We start from the raw sequence: 19,452 nt of genomic DNA, 5'->3' as shown, positions 1-19,452 counted from the left end.
GCTTTTATCCTCTTTTGCCCCATAAAATTTCTACTATCTCGTTAGCACTTAGCTCACGCATCACGCCCTCTATCTCGTGGCGCTCAAAGAGCTCCAAGCTAAAGGTTTTGGCAAAATTTAGCTTCAAAAACTCTGCAAAATATGCACCCTTGCAGGCAAATGTCACTCTTGCGTAAAATGCCTCTAAAAAATCATCATCAAATTCAGGCACAGGCGCCAACATACGCTCTACGATCTGCCTAAGCTCGTCTTTTGTTATATCTGGCACCACTTTTGGCTCTGGCAAAGCGATGTCAAAGGCGAGATTTTCAGCGCCCTCGGCCTCCCACCACTCGTTCAGGCTAAATTTACTCATATCCTTGCCGCTGATCTTTGCTAGGCGCTGCTCTACTTTGCAGTACTCTTCGCCGTCTTCATCGCCAAATTCGTCGCAGTAGTCGGTGTAGGCTAAAATTTGCTCCAAAATTTCATCATATTTTTTTCTAGCACTCTCAAAGTCAGGCTCTATCTGCGCTCGCATGATCTACCTGATCTTTAGCGCCGTTAGTGCGATCAAATTTGCCAAAAGCGCGATGATCCAAAAGCGCACGATGATCTTATTTTCCGCCCAGCCTTTTATCTCAAAATGGTGATGTATAGGCGCCATGAGGAAAATTCTGCGTTTAAAAATTTTAAAGCTGCCAACCTGCAAGATGACGCTTAGCGTCTCAACGACAAAGATGAGGCCGATGATGATGAGCAAAATTTCATTTTTGGTCGCAACGCCCATAAAACCGATATATGCGCCAACGCTTAGGCTGCCGCTATCGCCCATAAAGACTTCAGCAGGATGGCAGTTAAACCACAAAAAGCCCATGAGCGAGCCAATTAGCGCAGAGGCTACGACGACACTCTCGCCAACGCCTGCGATCTTTGGTAAAAGTAGGTACGAGCTAAAGACAGCGTGACCGCAGATGTAGGCAAAAACGCCAAGTGTTAGAAGTGAAAATATCGATGGCACGGCAGCTAGTCCGTCAAGTCCGTCTGTTAAATTTACCGCGTTTGAGGCTGCGACGATGACTAGCGTCCAAAAGAAAATGGCAAAAATTTTCATATCAAAGATCGGCTGCTTGTAAAATGGCAGGTAAAACTCTGTGTTTAGCTCTTTGCTGATATATAAAAATGCTGCGAGTAAAAAGGCGATTAGAAACTGAAAAAAGAGCTTTGCCTTTGGGCTTAGGCCGGCGTGGTTTTTCGCACCTAAAATTTTGCTGTAGTCGTCCTTGTAGCCAAGCAGAGTGAAGCAAACTAGGCAAAAGAGCGAGGCTAGCACGAAAGCGTTATCAAGCCTAGCGCAGATGATCGTGGCGATGACTGCAGTAAAAACAAAGATAAGTCCGCCCATGGTCGGCGTTTTGGCCTTTTTTTGGTGAGTTTGTGGCGCGAGCTCGTAGATAGGCTGGGCGGCGTTTTTTGCCTTTGCCCAGGCGATAAATTTAGGCATCAGATAAGCTGTCAAGATAAATGCTATGAAAAACGCGATGCCAGCGCGAACGGTGATATACTGAAAGATATTAAAATTTAAAATTTCGTAGATATAGTAAAACATGGGAGCCTTTATTTTAAAAAAAAGCAATTTTAGTATAATGGCCTTAAAAATTATCTAAATTTAAGGATAAAATTTAAAAATGGCTCAAAAAACTATACTTATAATAACTGATGGCATTGGATCAAATAAAAATGGCAAATTTAACGCATTTGAGGCGGCCAAAAAGCCAAACTACGATAAATTTTTTAAAGAAATTCCAAACTCACTCATAAAAACCTCTGGAAACGCTGTGGGGCTACCTGAAGGGCAGATGGGAAACAGCGAAGTAGGGCACATGTGTATAGGAAGCGGGCGAGTTTTGTACCAAAATTTAGTCAAAATTTCACGTGGCTTTAATGACGGCTCTATAGCAGAAAATGAAGCGCTAAAGGCTCTTTTTAAAAAGTGCAAAAAGATCCACGTCATAGGGCTTTATAGCGACGGTGGCGTGCACTCTCATATGGAGCATTTTGATGGTATGTGCGAGCTTGCTAGCAAAAATGGCTGCGAAGTTTTTGCTCACGCTATCACCGACGGACGCGACGTTAGCCCAAATAGCGGTCTAAATTTCATAAAAAGCTTAGAGGCTAAATTTAAGGTAGCGACGGTTTGTGGGAGATTTTACGCGATGGATAGAGATAAACGCTGGGAGCGCGTAAAAGAGGCCTATGATAGCTTGGTAGAGGGAGCAAATTTAAGCAACTTATCACCAAGAGAGTATCTACAAAAAAGCTACGATGAGGGCGTGACAGATGAGTTTGTAAAGCCAGCAAGCTTTAATGGCTTTAGTGGCATGGGCGAAGACGACGGCGTGATCTTTATAAATTTTAGAAATGATAGAGCAAGAGAGATTTGCGAGGCTCTAGGTGAGGAGAAATTTGGCGAGTTTGAGCGACCTTTTGCTATCAAAAATCTAATCACCATGACCGAATACGACGCAAATTTTAAATTTGAAGTGCTATTTAAAAATGAAAAGATAAAAAACACCCTAAGCGAGGTCATAGCGGCTGCTGGACTAAGGCAGCTTCACACGGCTGAGACTGAAAAATACGCCCACGTAACATTTTTCTTTAATGGCGGCGTCGAGGAGCTAGCTAGCAACGAAACGAGGGTGCTTATCCCTAGTCCAAAAGTAAAAACCTACGACGAAAAGCCAGAGATGAGCGCTGCTGAGGTTTGCAAAGCCGTGCTAAAGGGCATGGATGACGAGCAAGACTTTATAGTGGTAAATTTCGCAAATGGCGATATGGTGGGGCATACTGGCAACTACGAGGCCGCTATAAAGGCGGTTGAGGCAGTGGATAGGGCTCTTGGAGAAATTTACGCCAAGGCAAAAGAGAAAAACTACGCTATGATCATCACGAGCGATCACGGAAACTGCGAAGAGATGCGTGATAGCAGCGGCGAGCTACTGACAAACCACACGACCTATGACGTCTTTTGCTTTGTGATGGCTGATGGTGTAAAAGAGCTAAAAAATGGCGGACTAAACAACATCGCGCCTAGCGTTTTAAAGCTCATGGGGCTTGAGATCCCAGCTGAAATGGATGAGGCGTTATTTTAAATTTGATAATATAAGCAAAATTTATAAGGAGAATCTATGAAATTTAGCGGAAAAAACGTGCTAATAACAGGTGCAAGCAGAGGTATCGGCGCACAGATCGCAAAGACGCTTGCAAATATGGGCTTAAAAGTGTGGATAAACTACCGCTCAAAGCCTGAGATAGCAGACGCTTTGCAGGCTGAGATCGAGCAAAATGGCGGCAAGGCTGCGGTGATAAAATTTGACGCAACAGACGAAGATGAGTTTATAAAAGGTATAAATTTGATAGTCGATAGCGATGGCGAGCTAAGCTACCTTGTAAATAACGCTGGTATCACAAATGACAAACTAGCGCTTCGCATGAAAACTAGCGAATTTACAGATGTGATAAATGCAAATTTAACTTCAGCTTTCATAGGATGTAGAGAGGCTTTAAAAGTAATGAGTAAAAAGCGCTTTGGAGCGGTCGTAAACGTCGCATCTATCGTTGGTGAGATGGGAAATGCAGGACAGGTGAATTATTCAGCCAGCAAGGGCGGACTAATCGCTATGAATAAAAGCTTTGCAAAAGAGGGCGCAAGTAGAAATATCCGCTTTAATAGCGTAACTCCGGGCTTTATCGAGACTGATATGACGCATGGGCTAAGTGATGAGGTGAAAAAAACTTATAGCGATAATATCCCGCTAAAACGCTTTGGCAGTGCTAGCGAAGTAGCCGAGGCGGTTGCATTTTTACTAAGTGATCACGCTAGCTACGTAACTGGCGAGACGCTAAAAATAAACGGCGGACTTTATATGTAATGAAATTTCAACAAGTTTTGAAATTTAAAATAAATAAAAGCGTAAATATTATAAGATAACAGACATTTTTTATAAGGAGACCTTAAATGGCAGTATTTGAAGACGTAAGAGACGTAGTTGTAGAGCAACTAAGCGTAGATCCACAAGCGGTAAAACTAGAGTCTAAAATCATCGAAGATTTAGGCGCTGATTCACTTGACGTTGTAGAGCTAGTTATGGCTTTAGAAGAGAAATTTGAAGTAGAAATTCCTGATAGCGAAGCAGAGAAATTAGTAAGCATTCAAGACGTTGTAAATTATATAGAAAAACTAGGCAAATAATTTAAATTTGCATAGTTTGATTTAAGGAGATGTATTGAAACGAGTCGTTGTAACTGGTATTGGCATGATAAACGCACTTGGTCTTGATAAAGAGAGCTCTTTTAAGGCTATTTGCGAGGGTAAAACAGGTGTGAAAGAGATCACGAGCTTTGATGTAAGCGAATTCCCTGTTAAAATTGCTGCCGAGATAACTGATTTTGATCCAAATAGCATTTTAGACGGCAAAGAGGTGAAAAAGGTAGATCGTTTCATACAGCTTGGCATAAAAGCATCTAACGAAGCTATGGCTGATGCAAATTTTAAGGAGTTTGACGCTCATAAATTTGGCGTTAGTTCAGCGGCTGGTATAGGTGGTTTGCCAAATATTGAGAAAAACTCAATCACATATTTTGAAAAAGGCGTAAAGAGAATTTCGCCATTTTTCATCCCATCTGCACTTGTAAATATGCTAGGTGGCATAGTTTCAATAAATCACGGACTAAAAGGTCCAAATTTATCAAGCGTAACAGCTTGTGCAGCAAGCACTCATGCGATATCACAAGCTGCAAAATGCATAATGATCGGTCAAGCAACAAATATGCTAGTTATCGGTGCTGAGTCAACTATCTGTGGTGTTGGCATAGGTGGTTTTGCAGCGATGAAAGCGCTATCAACAAGAAACGATGAACCAAGTAAGGCATCAAGGCCATTTGACGCAAACCGCGATGGCTTTGTAATGGGCGAGGGCGCTGGCGCACTTGTGCTTGAAGAGTATGAGTCAGCTGTTGCAAGAGGTGCTAAAATTTACGCTGAAGTAGTTGGCTTTGGTGAGAGCGGAGATGCACATCATATCACATCACCAACACTCGAAGGTCCATTAAGCGCGATGAAGCAAGCACTTGATATGGCAAAAGGTATAAAGATAGACTATGTCAATGCGCATGGTACTTCAACACCAGTAAATGATAAAAACGAGACAGCTGCGTTAAAGGCTGTTTTTGGTGATAAGTGCCCACCAGTTAGTTCAACCAAAGGTCAGACTGGACACTGCTTAGGTGGTGCTGGTGCGATCGAAGCTGTCATATCTATAATGGCAATGAGAGATGGCATCATCCCTCCAACAATAAACTACGAAACGCCAGATCCAGACTGTGATCTAGACTACGTTCCAAATAAAGCTAGAAAAGCTGATATAAAAGCTGTTATGAGCAACTCATTTGGCTTTGGCGGAACAAACGGTGTCGTGATATTTAAAAAGTTGGATTAAGATGTCAAATTATTTAGATTTTGAAAAGAGCATAAAGCAGATTGATGAAGATATAGCAAATGCTAAGATCAGAGGCGATGAACATGCTGTTGAAATTTTAAATAAGAACCTATCTAAAGAGATATCAAAAGTATATAAAAATTTAAACGAATATCAACGTTTGCAACTTGCTCGTCACCCAGATAGACCATATGCTATTGACTATATAAATTCATTTTTAGTTGATGGCTATGAGATTCATGGCGACAGGGCATTTCGCGACGACCCAGCAATAGTTTGCTACATCGGCTATATCGGAGGCAAAAAGACTGTCGTTATAGGCGAGCAAAAAGGTCGCGGTACTAAAAATAAACTAAAAAGAAATTTTGGTATGCCTCATCCGGAGGGTTACCGAAAGGCTTTACGCGTAGCAAAATTGGCTGAGAAATTTAACCTACCTATCTTATTTTTGATAGACACTCCAGGTGCGTATCCTGGCGTTGGTGCTGAAGAGCGAGGTCAAAGCGAGGCCATAGCTAGAAATTTATTTGAATTTGCAAATTTAAAAACTCCAATAATAGCTGTCGTTATCGGCGAAGGCGGAAGCGGTGGTGCTTTAGCTATCGGCGTGGCTGATAGACTTGCCATGATGAAAAACTCTGTCTTTTCAGTCATCTCGCCAGAGGGTTGTGCTGCGATACTTTGGAACGACCCAGCTAAGCAAGAGCAAGCTACAAAATCTATGAAGATAACGGCTGATGACTTAAAAAATTTATCGCTTATAGACGACGTGATAAACGAGCCGATAAATGGAGCTCATAGAGATAAAGACGGTGCTGCAAAAGCACTTGCAAACTACTTCATCTCAGAGCTAGCCGAGCTTGAGAAGCTTGATATAAATGAGCTTGTCGCAAAAAGAATAGATAAAATTCTCTCTATCGGAGCTTACGAGGAGTAAAATTTATAGTCACAAGTGAGTTGAAATTTAAGTAAATTTGCTTGTGACTCTCCTTTACATTAAATCTAATATACTTTTTTAAAATTTAAAAAATTAAACAATTTTATATTTTTATCGCAATCTTCTAAATTTTAATAACTCATCTATGCGACTTTTAAGTGTTTAAGGCTAAAATTCTTAGCAAATTTAAACAAAGGTCATTTGTGGATAAATTTCAAGAAAAATATATAAATCTTTCAAAAGATTACTACAAAAATAACGGTAATGCAGCAAGCGTGGAAGCGCTTTATCAGTTTAAAGAAGAGCTTGAGGCAAGCGAGGAGCCACAGGCAAAGAGCGTTTTAGTCGATATTTATCAGCTTTTGTCTATGCAAAAGAGTGCTTACGAGCTACTTTTAAAGATACACGATAAAAACGACAAAAAACAGCTAAAAACGCTTGGCTACCTTGTGCAGTTTGTGGATGAGGGCGACAAATGGGCGGTGCCAAGGCCAAAGAGCAAAGAGCAAATTTTGGCTCAAAAAGAAAAGGCTGCTACCTTGCCAAAATTTCGCTATCACCCAGAGCCATTAAAAACTGGCGCATTTAAAGATGATATGAGTGTCATTTGCGAGTGCTGCGGCAAAAACACAGAAATTTATTACAACAATGGCATCTACAGCGAGCAAGATGTCACCTATCTTTGCCCAGCCTGCATCGCAAATGGCGAAGCTGCCAAGAAATTTGACGCTACCTTTGTGCAGAGCGCCGACAAGCTTGCCACGGATGATGCTAAAAAAGATGAGGAGCTTTTTAATAGAACACCTGGCTATGAGAGCTGGCAGGGTGAGCACTGGGTGGCGTGCTGTGATGATTATTGCGCATTTTTGGGCGATGTGGGCACGAAGGAGCTTGAGGAGCTTGGCATCGCAGACGAGGTCTTTGATGACTACGCAAAAAGGGACGATTACGACGCGAAAATGGCTCGCGAGCTGCTCGTAGCGGGCGGTGACTTTGCTGGGTATTTGTTTCGCTGCTTGCACTGCAAAAAGTATCACATCTACATTGATGCTTGTTAGAAAGGAAAAATATGGATCTAAATGAAATTTCTAAAGGCTGCAAAGAGCACGGCTTGGATGAGCTTTTTGAGTTTTTAAAGCCAATGGCCAAAAATGCTATAAAGATAGATACGCAGGCTAAAGATGACGGTGATATCGCTGTTGGAGCGTCTAAATTTGGCGGGCAGCCTGATCTGCCAGCAAATGTGCCTTGGCCCTCAAATGAAAACGGCGCGCTTAGCTTTGTGGCGCAGATAAATTTTGCTGAAGCTAGCAAATTTGACATCGACGGGTTACTACCAAAAAGTGGCATGCTCTATCTTTTTTATGATATAAATTTACGCATTTGGGGCTACGACCCTGCTGATAAAAAGGGTTTTGCCGTTATCTTTAGTGAGGCAGCTCAAGACCAGCTTGCTCGCCAAAACATAGATAGCGGAAATTTCACATTTGGCGCACGCTCTCTTAGCTTTAAAAATGAGCTAAATTTGCCAAGTTTGCAAAGCTCGCTCGTGCCATTTGGCAAATTCAGCGAGGAGCAGTGGGCGGCCTATCACGAGGTCATCGAGCCAAGCTGGCAGGCCAAAGAAAACAAGCTACTTGGTCACTCTGACAACATCCAAGACGGCATGGAGCTAGAGTGCGAGCTCGTGGCAAACGGCCTTGACTGCGGCGATGGCAGCGCTTATCACCACCCAAATATTGCTGAGTTTGAGAAAAATGCCGTCCAGTGGCAGCTGCTTTTGCAGATAGATAGCGACTGGGATAGCGACATGGACTGGGACGGAGAGGGCAGAGTTTATCTATGGATAAAGAGGGACGACCTAGCGGCGCATGACTTTAGTAAGACGTGGCTAGTTTTGCAGACGAGCTAGGGCGAAATTTAGCCAAAAGCTTTTGATATGCGTCTGGTAGTAAAATTATTATTGCTGTTTTTTGGCGAGCCATATAAATTTCGCGCTTAGAATATGTAAATTTAAAGGCAAATGGCAGATTAAATTTATACTGGCTAGATCAAGTTTAAAATCTTTTGCAATTTACCGCCAGCCAAATTTACCTTGCAAGTGACTTTTGCTACCAAGCTAGCGGCTCATCGCTAATTTGCCAGCATTTTTACATTCTTTTCCTAGGTTGCACTCGCGTTTTTTGTTTTTTGCATGACCGCTCAAAAGCGTATCTTTATGTCAGTTGTGATATTTGGCATTTATATCTTTTAAATTTCACGTAACCAGCAAATCTATCCATGCGCCAAATTTAGGCAAAATTTAGTAAAATCCTTAAAAAATTTAAAGGCAAAATATGTTTAATGGCTTAATCAGGGAGCTTGCCGAGGTCATTAGCTACTCGCAAAATGTTTTACGGCTAAGAGCTAAATTTCGCCCAAATTTAGGTGATAGCATCGCAGTAAACGGCGCTTGCTTAAGTGTCATAAAACTATATGATGATGGCTTTAGCGTGGAGCTAAGCGCAGAGAGCAGGGCAAATGTCGCGGTTGAAAATTTAAGTGGCTTGGTGCATATCGAGCCAGCGATGAAGCTTGGAGAGCGTGTAGATGGGCATTTGATGCAAGGACACATCGACTTTATCGGCGTGATCTCGGCTATAAAAAAGCATGAAAACGGCGTTGATTTCTACATCGATCTGCCACGTGAGGCGATGGCTCTGATGGCAAACAAGGGCTCGGTGGGCGTCGAGGGCGTGAGCCTTACGATAAATGAAATTTTGCCAAAGAGCATAAGGCTAACGATCATACCGATCACGTTTAGAGATAGCCTTTTTGGCACTTTCAAAGTCGGCAGGCGCGTAAATATCGAGAGCGACTTGCTGGCTCGCTACGTGGCTAGGATGCTTGAAGCTAAGCAAAATGGCGGCCTTAGCTGGGACGAGGTCGAGAGAATTTCAAGCCTCTACTAAGCGAGCGAAGATGCGTGAAAATTTAGAGATCGTTTTTGATAAAAATGGAATCACGGCTGGCTTTACAAACAGGCTTGGTGGCGTGAGTGAAGCTAAATTTAGCTCGCTAAATTTGGGCGATCACGTGGGTGATGAGCCAAAAGATGTCATAAAAAATAGAGAAATTTTGGCTAGAAATTTGGGCGTTAGACAGCTTAAATTTATGAAGCAGATCCACTCGGACAAGGTTTTTGTCCTTGAAGATGAAAAGGACGAGCTGCCAGAGTGCGACGCTGTGATCACAAATTTAAGCGATGTAGGCATCTGTGTTTTGGTGGCTGACTGCTCGCCGGTCGTGATGATAGATGAGAAGCAGGGCGCTATCTGCGTGGCTCATGCAGGCAGAGCTGGCGTGACGCTAAAAATTTGCACAAAAGCAGTTAGGCTCATGAGCGAGAAATTTGGCTCAAGAGCGGGCGACATCAGCGTCTTTGTGGGAGCAAATATAAAAGGCAGCTGCTACGAAGTGGGCGAGCTTGATCTTGGAGAATTTAACGCATATAAAATAGGTAGAAATTTTGATATGAACGCAGCCTTGAGAGATGAATTTAGCGCACTTGGGGTTAGAAATTTAAACTTTAGCGAGGTCTGCACGCACTGCGACGAGAGATATTTTTCGTACCGAAGAGACGGCGTGTGCGGTAGATTTTGCGGATTTGCAGTGAAATTTAAGGATAAAAATGGGATATGAGAGCTTTAAAAATCCATTAGCGGCAAAAATAGCTCAAAATGCTAGAAATTTGGGCTTTGAGCAGCTTATGAATGAAGAGTTTGTGCAGATGCTACTTAGCTCAAAAAAGATGGAGCTAAGTGCCGTGGATAGGGAAAATATCGAGCAAATTTTTATAAAACTGATGGAGATAGAAGAAAAAGTTCAACTTAGCAAATAAAGGAGAAAAGATGCTTTTGCTTAAAAATGCTAATCTATACACGCCAAAATTTCTTGGCAAGCGCGATGTTTTGGTAGGTGGGGGTAAAATTTTAGCTATCGGCGAGGGGCTAAGCTTTAGCGTAGAAGGGCTTAGCGTTTACGACCTAAAGGGCAAGGTTTTAGCTCCAGGTCTCATTGATCAGCACGTGCATATCACGGGTGGCGGCGGCGAGGCTGGATATCACTCAAGAACGCCTGAGATCACGCTTAGCCAGATCGTAAAATACGGCACTACGACGCTTGTTGGCGTTTTGGGGACTGATGGTGTCACTAGAAGCCTAGAAAATCTCTACTCCAAAGCAAAAGCGCTCGAGTTTGAGGGCATCTCGACCTTCATCCACACCGGCTCATACGCAAGCCCCTGTGTGACATTTACCGGCGACATCGCAAAGGATCTCATACTAATCGACAAAGTGATCGGCGTAAAGATCGCACTGACCGACAACCGTGGCAGCTACGTCTCAAAAGAGGAGCTCATCAAAATTCTAAGCAAGATACGCATAGGCGGCATGGTCTCTAAAAAAGGTGGCGTGCTTCACATGCACATGGGCGGACTAAGCGAGAAATTTGACAACGTCTTTAAGGTGATAAAAGACTATGAATTCCCAGTTCATTACTTCTCGCCGACGCACTGCGCTAGGACGAAAGACCTGTTTAACGAGGCTTTAAAATTTCAAAAAATGGGCGGAAACATCGATATCACAAGCGGCGGAAGTAAATTTGCCCCGCTTCATGAGGTGGTGGCTTACGGCCTTGAAAATGGGCTAAATTTGGAGCGCCTAACGATGAGCTCTGATGGCAACGGCAGCGTGCCTAAATTTAATGAAAATGGCGAGCTTGTGGGATACGGCTGTGCCTCATGTGCGTCAAATTTAGAGGTATTGCAAGCTTTGGTAAGAAATAAAATTTTAAAGATAGAAGATACCTTGGCTTTGATGAGCAAAAACGTGGCGAGATATCTAAATTTAAGCCAAAAAGGCGAGATAAAAGTTGGCAATGACGCTGATCTTTGCGTCTTTGACGAGGAGCTAAATTTATACGACGTGATAGCAAAAGGTGAGTTTTGCGTTAAGGATGAAAAGGTCGTTAAAAAAGGCTTTTTTGAGTAAATTTAAAGAAATTTGAGCTTTATTTGTAGCTAAAAATATCTTTAAATTTAGCTTCAATAAAGCCAAGTTTCAATATAATCCAAGCTTTATTTCACACACGACAATCCTAAATTTGGTTGTGCGAGAGCATTAATGGTCGTGGAGGATAAAACTAAATTCAAGGCAAAATGCCTAAAACAAGGAGAAACTCATGGTAACTATGAGAGATTTATTAGAGTGTGGCGTACATTTTGGTCACCAAACACGCCGCTGGAACCCAAAGATGAAAAAATTTATCTTTGGCGAGAGAAAAGGTATCTATATTATAGATCTACAAAAGACTATCCGCTACTTCCGCTACACTTACAACATCGTTCGTGACGCAGCTGCTGAAGGCAAGTCAGTGCTATTTGTCGGTACTAAAAAACAGGCTATCGACGCTATAAAAGAGTACGCTGAAAAATGTGGAATGCCTTATGTAAATCACCGCTGGTTAGGTGGTATGATGACAAACTTCGGCACTATCCGCCAGTCTATCCGCAAACTGGAAGTCATCGAGGCTATGGAAGAAGATGGTTCGATAAATTTACTAACTAAAAAAGAGGCTTTGATGCTTCGCCGCAAAAAAGAGAAGCTTATCGCAACTCTTGGTGGTATCCGCAACATGAAAAGCCTACCTGATATGATATTTGTTGTTGATACAGTTAAAGAAAAGATCGCTGTTCAAGAGGCAAACCGCCTAAAAATCCCAGTTGTAGCACCTATCGATACAAACTGCGATCCTGACGTTGTTGATTATCCTATCCCAGGAAACGATGATGCGATCCGCTCTGTTCAACTTTTCTGCCAAGAGATGGCTGAGGCGATTAACGAAGGCAAATCACTTCTTGAGCAAGATGGTGGCGAGCAAGCTGCTGGCGAAGAAGTAAGCCAAGATGAGAAAGACGCAGTTGTAGCTGAGGCTATGAGCGAAGAAGACTTTGGCGAGGACGAAGAGTAATGGAAATAACTGCACAAATGGTAAAAGAGCTCCGCGAATCAACCGGAGCTGGCATGATGGACTGCAAAAAGGCACTTGGCGAAGCAAATGGCGACATGGAAAAAGCTGTTGATATCCTTCGCGAAAAGGGCCTAGGTCAAGCTGCTAAAAAGGCTGACCGCCTTGCAAGCGAGGGCTTAGTAAGCGTTGAAGTTTGCTCAAAATGCAAAAAAGCAACTATCAGCGAGATCAACTCTGAGACTGACTTCGTTGCTAGAAACCCACAGTTTCAAGCGCTTGCAAAAGATACAACAGCTCACATCCAATCAAGTGGCATAAAAACAGTTGAAGAGCTAAATACAAGCACTTTAAATGGTGTTAAATTTGAAGAATACTTCAAAACTCAGATCGCAACTATCGGCGAAAACCTTGTAGTTCGCCGCTTTGAGACTATTAGCGCTGATGATAAGGGCGTTGTAAATGGCTATGTTCACTCAAATGGCCGTGTTGGCGTGCTTATCGGTGCAGCTTGTGAAAGTGCTGAAGTTGCAAACAAATCAGCTGAATTTATAAGAAATTTATGTATGCATGCAGCTGCTATGAAGCCAAGCGTTATAAGCTACAAAGACCTTGATAAAGATTTTGTTGAGAAAGAATTTATCGCACTTCGCGCTGAGCTTGAAAAAGAAAATGAAGAGCTAAAACGCCTAGGCAAGCCACTTCACCACATCCCTGAGTATGCTAGTCGCTGCCAGATAGGTGAGGCTGAGCTTGCAAAAGCTACAAAAGCGATCGAAGAAGAGCTAAAAGCTGAGGGCAAACCTGAGAAAATTTGGGACAAGATTATCCCTGGCAAGATCGAGAGATTTTACGCTGATAACACAGTGCTTGACCAACGCCTCACACTTTTAGGTCAGTTTTATGTAATGGACGATAAAAAGACTATCGAACAAGTTATCGAAGAGAAGAGCAAAGAGCTTGGCGGCAAGATCGAGATCGTAAAATACGTTCGTTTCGAGCTTGGCGAAGGCTTAGAGAAAAAAGTAGATGACTTTGCTGCAGAAGTTGCTGCTCAAATAGGCTAATGGAAATTTTAAGAGCGTCTAATCTAGGCTTTGCGTATGATTATACGCTCTTTAACAATATAAATTTAACTCTCAATCAAAAACAAAGCATCGCGATAACCGGCGTTAGCGGTTGTGGCAAATCAACTCTTTTACACATACTTTCAACACTTTTAAAGCCAAATTTTGGCGAAGTCATCTACCAAGATAGATCGATCTATGAACTTTCTCAAAACGAGCTTTTGGCCATTAGAAGGCTTCATTTTGGCATCATTTTTCAGTCGCACTATCTTTTTAAAGGTTTTAGCGCTTATGAAAATATCGAGCTTGCAAGCATCTTATCTGGCGAAAATATAGAAAAAAATGATCTTGAAGCGCTTAAAATTTCAAGCGTAATAAATCAAAAAGTTGGTGAGCTAAGCGGCGGTCAGCAGCAGCGTGTCAGCATCGCTAGAGTGCTTACCAAAAAGCCAAAGATCATCTTTGCAGACGAGCCAACTGGCAACCTTGATAAGCAAACAGCAAATGAAGTGATGCAAGTTTTGTTTGACTATATAAATGAAAATAATGCTGCCCTTGTTCTAGTCACTCACGACAACGACCTAGCCGCGAAATGTGACAACTCATACAAGCTTGAGAACAAAGAGCTTGTGCAAATCTCTTAAAATTTAGCTTCAAATTTCTAAAAACTACCGCTTAAATTTAAAAAACAAAGTAAAATTTTGTAAAATTAGCAAAAAATTTAAAAGAGCAAAATGGAACTAGTAGAATTTTTTGGAGCCGATAAAGCAATAGTTTTTATGCTTTTGTTTGCACGCCTAAGCGGTCTCATTGTCTTTTTTCCATTTTATTCACACAATCAAATTCCTCTTAGCGTAAAAACGCTTTTAGTTTTTGTCCTTTGCGTTGTGCTATTTCCCATCTCAAAAGCTCATGAAAACTCTATAAATTTCTTAATCGGCGAGATCTTAGGCGAGGTCATGCTGGGTCTAAGTGCTGGACTTATGCTAACCATCATCTTTGCCACGCTTCAAATGGCAGGCGAGCAAATCTCGATGGTCATGGGCTTTTCGATGGCATCGGTGCTTGACCCGCAAACTGGCACAAACTCTCCAGTCATCGCAAACCTTATAAATTTCATCGCGCTACTAACATTTTTGGCATTTGATGGTCACCATTTGCTCCTTCAGTTTTACGCTAGCTCGCTTGCTGTGGTGCCTCTTGGCGATTTTTATCCACGCCCTGGCATCATGAGCTATGCGATAAATTTATTTACGAATTTATTTATGTTTGGCTTTATTATGTCATTTCCAATTATCGCTCTCTCTTTGCTCTCAGACTCTATCTTTGGCATGCTCATGAAGACGATGCCGCAGTTTAACCTACTAGTCATCGGCTACCCTATCAAGGTGACGATCGGATTTTCTGTTTTGATAGCCATTTTAGCAGGCATTATGAAGATAATGAGCGACCTACTTTTAAAAGTGATAAATGATCTGCCGGCTCTGTTTTTTTAAGAAAATAGCAATGAAATTTATCATAGAATAGGCTTTTACTATTACAAGGAGGGATGATGAAAGTTGCTCTAATAAATAAAAATCCAGCAGTTTCACGTCTGATAACTTTAAGTCTGAATAAAATCGGCACCGAATATAGCGAATTTGAGGATCTAAATGGATTTGACGATGCTCAGTTTGACTTTATCATAATCGACAGTGACGTGGATAGTAGCGAGCTAGCTACAGACAAAAAGGTGATGTATCTGGCAAGTCGCGGCGAGAGCAAACCAGAATTTGCTACTTTGATGCTTGAAAAACCATTTTTACCGACTGAATTTATAAGTGTTTTTGAGCAAAATATCCCAAAAGATGAGCCAGCTGCCGAGCAAAATGCTAGTGAGCAGGGCGAAAGCGACTTTGGTGATTTTAGCGACGAGGCTATAAATTTTGACGAGATGTCAGGATTTAAGCTGCCTGATATAGATACAAATTTAGAAAATTTCGCAGACCTTGATAAAGAGCTTTTAGAAAGTGGCATAGATAGCCCAAGCGAGGAGATTAACGAGAGTGACTTGCAAGAGGAAAATGAAGCTAGCGATGTGGAGTCTTTAGAAGAGTTTGAGGACTTACAAGAGCTTGCTAGTGAGGACCTTGCTGATGAGAGCGTGGATGAAGAGACTAGCGAAGCGATAAGTGATGCAAATGAGAGCGAAGAGAGCAAAGATGGCGATCTAGCAGAGCTTAGTGCGCTTGTCGATGAGATAGAGAATATGCCAGAAGAGTCTGAAGCAGATGAAGAGCTGAATAAAAATTTAGATGATATTATTAACCAAAATGATGTTGCAGGCTTGGTTGATGAAGAGAACGCGGGTAGCGAGCTTGATGAGATAGATCAGAGTAAATTTGAGCTTAGTGAGATTGATTCGCTTGATGAAGAGCTAAATAGCGAAGAGGCTGACGAAGAAAATAAAAATTTAGACGATACTGAGCTAGATGTTCAAAATTTAGAGCAAGAAGAGCTAAATATAGACGAGCTAGCTAAATTTGATGATGAAGACAGTCTTGAAAATGAGCTAAATTTAGAAGATGAGCCTAAAGATGAGGATAATTTAGATGAGATCTCTGAGGCTAATAATGAGCAAATTCAAGTAGATGATGAAAAAGCAGAAGAGGATATAGAAGAAGAGGCTTTGGATGAAATTTCAAGTGAGGAGCTAGAAAATTTAGAGCCTAGTGATAGCGAGAACGCTTCTAGTGAGATGTCAGCAGAAGAGCTAGAAGATGTGAGCGAGCCAGAAGCCAAAGAAGATCTAGGCCTTGTGGATGAAACTTTTGAAGAAGAAAATATCCAAGAAGATGACGCACAAGAAGACACGAAAGAAGAGAGCAAAGACGCAGCATCAAGTGAGTTAAATTTTGATGTGGCATCGATAGATGATATAGATGAAAACACGATGTTAGCGGCATTTGGACTAAAAGACATACCTCAAACAAGCTCAAAAAATGATGCAAAAGAAGACTATAAAGAAGAGCTAACTAAAAAGATCACAAAACACGTCCACGAGTCGCTAAATGAGAGCTCGCTAAGAGATGTGCTAAAAGATATGAACATCAAGATAAATATAAGTTTCGAGGAAAAGTAGTTGCAAGGACAAATTTTAGTAGTTTCGGGACCTAGTGGAAGCGGCAAAAGCACGCTTTTGGGCCGTCTTTTAAAGGAAGAGAAAGACCTATATTTTTCTATCTCAAGCACGACAAGAGCCAAAAGAGAAGGCGAAGTTGATGGGGTGGATTATTATTTTATAAAAGAAGATGAATTTAAAAGCGGTATAGAAAAAGGTGAGTTTTTAGAGTGGGCGCAGGTGCATAAAAACTACTATGGCACGAGCTTAAAGCCAGTTTTAGCAGCGCTTGAAGCTGGAAAGATAGTAATATTTGACATCGATGTGCAGGGTTTTCACATCGCACTTGAGAAATTTAAAAGCTACATCACTTCAGTTTTTATCACAACTGCAAATAAAAAAGAGCTAAAAAGGCGCTTGAAAAACCGCGGAACAGATAGCGATGAGACGATAGAAAATCGCTTAATGAACGCAGTTGGTGAGATGGAGCATATTTTAGAGTATGATTATTTTTTAGTAAATGATGATATAGAAAAGAGCTATAAAGGGCTAAAATCAATCCTTCGAGCGATGAGGTTAAAAAGTGCTAAGATAAACTTAAGAAACGTCATCGACGAGTGGATAGATTGTTAGAAATTCAGGAATTTATGATAATATTTTGAGAAAATTTGATAAGGAGAAAAGATGGGTTCTTTTAGTATTGGCCACTGGTTGATCGTTTTGGCGATCATTGTATTACTTTTTGGAGCAAAGAAGATCCCAGAGCTTGCGAAAGGACTAGGCAAAGGTATAAAGACTTTTAAAGCTGAGATGGAGGACACAACCCCTGAAAAGAGCGAAAAAGTCGAGCATAAAGAAGAGAGTGCAACTAGTCAAAAGATAGAAGAAACAACTAAAAACGCGTAGGTTTTAGAGTTGAAAGATAAAGTAAAAGCTGAAATTTCAAAGGTTTTAGAGCGAGAATTTGTGCTTGAAAAGCCAAAGGATAAAAATTTAGCCCACTATGCGACGCCACTTTTTAGCCTCGCAAAAGAGCTAAGAAACTCGCCAGCTATGATAGCTAGCGAGTTTGCTGATAAATTTAGTGACAGTAAGATAGTGGAAGCTAGCGCGGTAAATGGATATTTAAATTTCAAGCTTAAGAGTGAATTTTTAGATGAAACTTCAAAGCAAATTTTGCTAGATAGCGAAAATTTTGCAAAAGAAGATGCGAAAAAAGACAGCTATTTAATAGAATACATCAGCGCAAATCCGACTGGACCGCTTCACATCGGACACGTTAGGGGCGCAGTTTATGGCGATACTTTGGCTAGGCTTGGCAAAAGGCTTGGCTACGATATCTCAACAGAATACTACATAAACGATGCGGGCAATCAAATAGATCTGCTTGGCACATCGATATCACTTGCGGCTAAAGAGCAGCTTTTTAACGAAAGTGTCGTCTATCCAGAGAAATATTATCGCGGGGATTATATTTTAGATATTGCTAAGCTTGCAAATGAGAAATTTGGTAAAGAAATTTTTTATGACGAGAGCAGAAACCTTGAGCTTGCTGAGTTTGGTAAGGATATCGTGCTTGAGATTATCAAAAAAGACTTGGCTGATGTTGGCATTTTTATAGAGAACTGGGCCAGCGAAAAAGCACTTTACGACCGCCTGGAGCCGACCATAAACAAGCTAAAACGCTCAAATCAAATGTATGAAAAAGAGGGCGCTACCTATATCGCTTCGACTGCGCTTGGCGACGATAACGATAGGGTTGTGGTTAGAAATGACGGCAGACCGACATATCTAGCTGGAGACATCATCTATCATAACGCTAAATTTGAGAAAAATTTTGACCACTATATAAACATTTGGGGCGCGGATCACCACGGATACATCGCAAGGCTAAAGGCTGCAATAAATTTCCTTGGATACGATGAAAACAAGCTTGAAGTGATACTTATGCAGATGGTTAGCCTGCTGAAAGAAGGCAAGCCATATAAAATGAGCAAGCGCGCTGGCAATGCGGTGCTGATGAGTGATATCGCGAGCGAGATCGGTGCTGAGGCGCTTAGATTTATCTTTATAAGCAAAGCAAGCACAAGCAGTTTGGAATTTGACGTGGATGAGCTTAAAAAAGAGGATAGCTCAAACCCTATTTTTTATATAAATTACGCTCACGCTAGAATAAATCAGATCTTTGCAAAGGCTGGAAAAAGTGTTAGTGACGTGATAAATGCAGACTTTGAGTGCCTAGATGAAAATGCTAAAAATTTACTTTTTGAGGCGCTTATCTTGCCTGAAATTTTAGAGGATGCTTTTGCTTCAAGGCAGCTTCAAAAAATACCAGACTATCTAAAGTCGCTGGCTGCTAGTTTTCATAAGTTTTATAATGAAAACCGCGTAGTTGGCAATGAAAATGAAGATAGCTTGCTAAAAGTCTTTGCAGTCGTTGCTGTCTCAATAAAAACAGCATTTAATATAATGGGAATCACAGCTAAAGATAGGATGTAAAATGCTTAGTTTTGAGGATTTTAAGAATATGGCTTTGGACAATTCGTTAAATGACAATGAAAAGGTTGGCTTTTCTGATATATATAGAAAAGGAACTGAAGAAAATATATTTCCAGATATTTTAAAAAAGTTAAACATTAAACCAGACAATGAAAAAACTAAAATTATAATGGATATAGGGTGTGGTTGCTCCGGTCCTGTAAAATCACTTATAGAATATGCTAGACAAAATAATTTTACTTTATATTTAATTGACTCAAAAGAGATGTTGGATAATTTGCCAAATGAGCGATTTATTATTAAAATTAGTCATGAATTTCCTTGTGATTACGATTACGAAGGCTTATATTCAAAAGTGGACTATAT

General features: G+C 41.2%; 22 protein-coding genes. 20 read left to right on the top strand and 2 right to left on the bottom strand.

The genetic code is table 11. The features are described 5' to 3' along the window. Positions 1 to 4: 4 nt before the first annotated feature. Both B9N65_RS03750 and mraY read right to left on the bottom strand, forming a co-directional pair. Positions 5 to 520 (bottom strand): hypothetical protein, encoded by a 516-nt coding sequence (locus B9N65_RS03750; protein WP_087582865.1) that lies wholly within the window; start codon positions 518 to 520, stop codon positions 5 to 7. A 3-nt stretch (positions 521 to 523) separates the two neighbouring features. Then, positions 524 to 1,588 carry a phospho-N-acetylmuramoyl-pentapeptide-transferase gene (gene mraY / locus B9N65_RS03745; protein ID WP_087582864.1) on the bottom strand — a complete coding sequence of 355 codons (1,065 nt, stop codon included), beginning with the start codon at positions 1,586 to 1,588 and terminating at the stop codon, positions 524 to 526. Between the two features lie 79 nt (positions 1,589 to 1,667). On the opposite strand from mraY, the gene gpmI reads away from it, so the two are divergent. The 20 genes from gpmI to B9N65_RS03645 all read left to right on the top strand — a co-directional run. Continuing rightward, positions 1,668 to 3,131, top strand: coding sequence for a 2,3-bisphosphoglycerate-independent phosphoglycerate mutase (gene gpmI, locus B9N65_RS03740; protein ID WP_087582863.1), 1,464 nt, complete (start codon positions 1,668 to 1,670; stop codon positions 3,129 to 3,131). 36 nt (positions 3,132 to 3,167) lie between these two features. Then, entirely contained in the window at positions 3,168 to 3,911 is a 744-nt protein-coding gene (gene fabG, locus B9N65_RS03735; RefSeq protein ID WP_087582862.1) for a 3-oxoacyl-ACP reductase FabG, read from the top strand. A gap of 86 nt (positions 3,912 to 3,997) precedes the next feature. Then, positions 3,998 to 4,231 carry an acyl carrier protein gene (gene acpP / locus B9N65_RS03730; RefSeq protein WP_002941395.1) on the top strand — a complete coding sequence of 78 codons (234 nt, stop codon included), beginning with the start codon at positions 3,998 to 4,000 and terminating at the stop codon, positions 4,229 to 4,231. A gap of 34 nt (positions 4,232 to 4,265) precedes the next feature. Beyond that, on the top strand, positions 4,266 to 5,477 hold the full coding sequence (locus B9N65_RS03725; RefSeq protein WP_087582861.1) for a beta-ketoacyl-ACP synthase II: 1,212 nt from the start codon (positions 4,266 to 4,268) through the stop codon (positions 5,475 to 5,477). Position 5,478: 1 nt separating this feature from the next. Beyond that, a complete protein-coding gene (accA, locus tag B9N65_RS03720; RefSeq protein ID WP_087582860.1) occupies positions 5,479 to 6,414 on the top strand; it encodes an acetyl-CoA carboxylase carboxyl transferase subunit alpha in 936 nt (311 codons plus the stop codon). Between the two features lie 203 nt (positions 6,415 to 6,617). Continuing rightward, positions 6,618 to 7,472, top strand: coding sequence for a CbrC family protein (locus B9N65_RS03715; RefSeq protein ID WP_087582859.1), 855 nt, complete (start codon positions 6,618 to 6,620; stop codon positions 7,470 to 7,472). Positions 7,473 to 7,483: 11 nt separating this feature from the next. Next, the gene (locus B9N65_RS03710; RefSeq protein WP_087582858.1) at positions 7,484 to 8,326 is read left to right on the top strand and encodes a YwqG family protein; all 843 of its coding nucleotides are present in this window, start codon (positions 7,484 to 7,486) and stop codon (positions 8,324 to 8,326) included. Between the two features lie 424 nt (positions 8,327 to 8,750). Beyond that, entirely contained in the window at positions 8,751 to 9,365 is a 615-nt protein-coding gene (locus tag B9N65_RS03705) for a riboflavin synthase (protein ID WP_087582857.1), read from the top strand. A 10-nt stretch (positions 9,366 to 9,375) separates the two neighbouring features. After that, complete coding sequence (pgeF, locus tag B9N65_RS03700; protein ID WP_087582856.1) at positions 9,376 to 10,095, top strand: peptidoglycan editing factor PgeF; 720 nt, start codon at positions 9,376 to 9,378, stop codon at positions 10,093 to 10,095. After that, positions 10,085 to 10,294, top strand: coding sequence for a hypothetical protein (locus B9N65_RS03695; RefSeq protein WP_002941393.1), 210 nt, complete (start codon positions 10,085 to 10,087; stop codon positions 10,292 to 10,294). Before pgeF ends, B9N65_RS03695 begins: the two co-directional genes overlap by 11 nt. Before the next feature lie 10 nt (positions 10,295 to 10,304). Continuing rightward, positions 10,305 to 11,444 carry a beta-aspartyl-peptidase gene (gene iadA / locus B9N65_RS03690; RefSeq protein WP_087582855.1) on the top strand — a complete coding sequence of 380 codons (1,140 nt, stop codon included), beginning with the start codon at positions 10,305 to 10,307 and terminating at the stop codon, positions 11,442 to 11,444. 190 nt (positions 11,445 to 11,634) lie between these two features. Then, a complete protein-coding gene (rpsB, locus tag B9N65_RS03685; protein WP_085658056.1) occupies positions 11,635 to 12,423 on the top strand; it encodes a 30S ribosomal protein S2 in 789 nt (262 codons plus the stop codon). Then, positions 12,423 to 13,487, top strand: a complete 1,065-nt coding sequence (tsf, locus tag B9N65_RS03680) for a translation elongation factor Ts (protein WP_087582854.1) — start codon at positions 12,423 to 12,425, stop codon at positions 13,485 to 13,487. Before rpsB ends, tsf begins: the two co-directional genes overlap by 1 nt. Beyond that, entirely contained in the window at positions 13,487 to 14,131 is a 645-nt protein-coding gene (locus B9N65_RS03675) for an ABC transporter ATP-binding protein (protein WP_002941236.1), read from the top strand. The genes tsf and B9N65_RS03675 overlap by 1 nt, the downstream gene beginning before the upstream one ends. A 90-nt stretch (positions 14,132 to 14,221) precedes the next feature. Then, positions 14,222 to 14,983, top strand: coding sequence for a flagellar biosynthetic protein FliR (gene fliR, locus B9N65_RS03670; RefSeq protein WP_087582853.1), 762 nt, complete (start codon positions 14,222 to 14,224; stop codon positions 14,981 to 14,983). A gap of 56 nt (positions 14,984 to 15,039) precedes the next feature. Further along, entirely contained in the window at positions 15,040 to 16,608 is a 1,569-nt protein-coding gene (locus tag B9N65_RS03665; protein WP_087582852.1) for a Highly acidic protein, read from the top strand. Further along, complete coding sequence (gene gmk / locus B9N65_RS03660) at positions 16,609 to 17,220, top strand: guanylate kinase (protein ID WP_009294763.1); 612 nt, start codon at positions 16,609 to 16,611, stop codon at positions 17,218 to 17,220. 51 nt (positions 17,221 to 17,271) lie between these two features. Next, complete coding sequence (gene tatA, locus B9N65_RS03655; protein WP_002941241.1) at positions 17,272 to 17,493, top strand: twin-arginine translocase TatA/TatE family subunit; 222 nt, start codon at positions 17,272 to 17,274, stop codon at positions 17,491 to 17,493. A 9-nt stretch (positions 17,494 to 17,502) separates the two neighbouring features. Then, complete coding sequence (argS, locus tag B9N65_RS03650; RefSeq protein ID WP_087582851.1) at positions 17,503 to 19,086, top strand: arginine--tRNA ligase; 1,584 nt, start codon at positions 17,503 to 17,505, stop codon at positions 19,084 to 19,086. 1 nt (position 19,087) lies between these two features. Beyond that, the coding region (locus B9N65_RS03645) for a hypothetical protein (RefSeq protein WP_219336878.1) at positions 19,088 to 19,452 on the top strand (365 nt) is incomplete at its 3' end.

Origin of the sequence: Campylobacter concisus (genome assembly GCF_002165815.1) — a bacterium.
Classification (GTDB): domain Bacteria; phylum Campylobacterota; class Campylobacteria; order Campylobacterales; family Campylobacteraceae; genus Campylobacter_A; species Campylobacter_A concisus_BH.
This window is presented reverse-complemented; position numbering and strand designations above follow the sequence as displayed.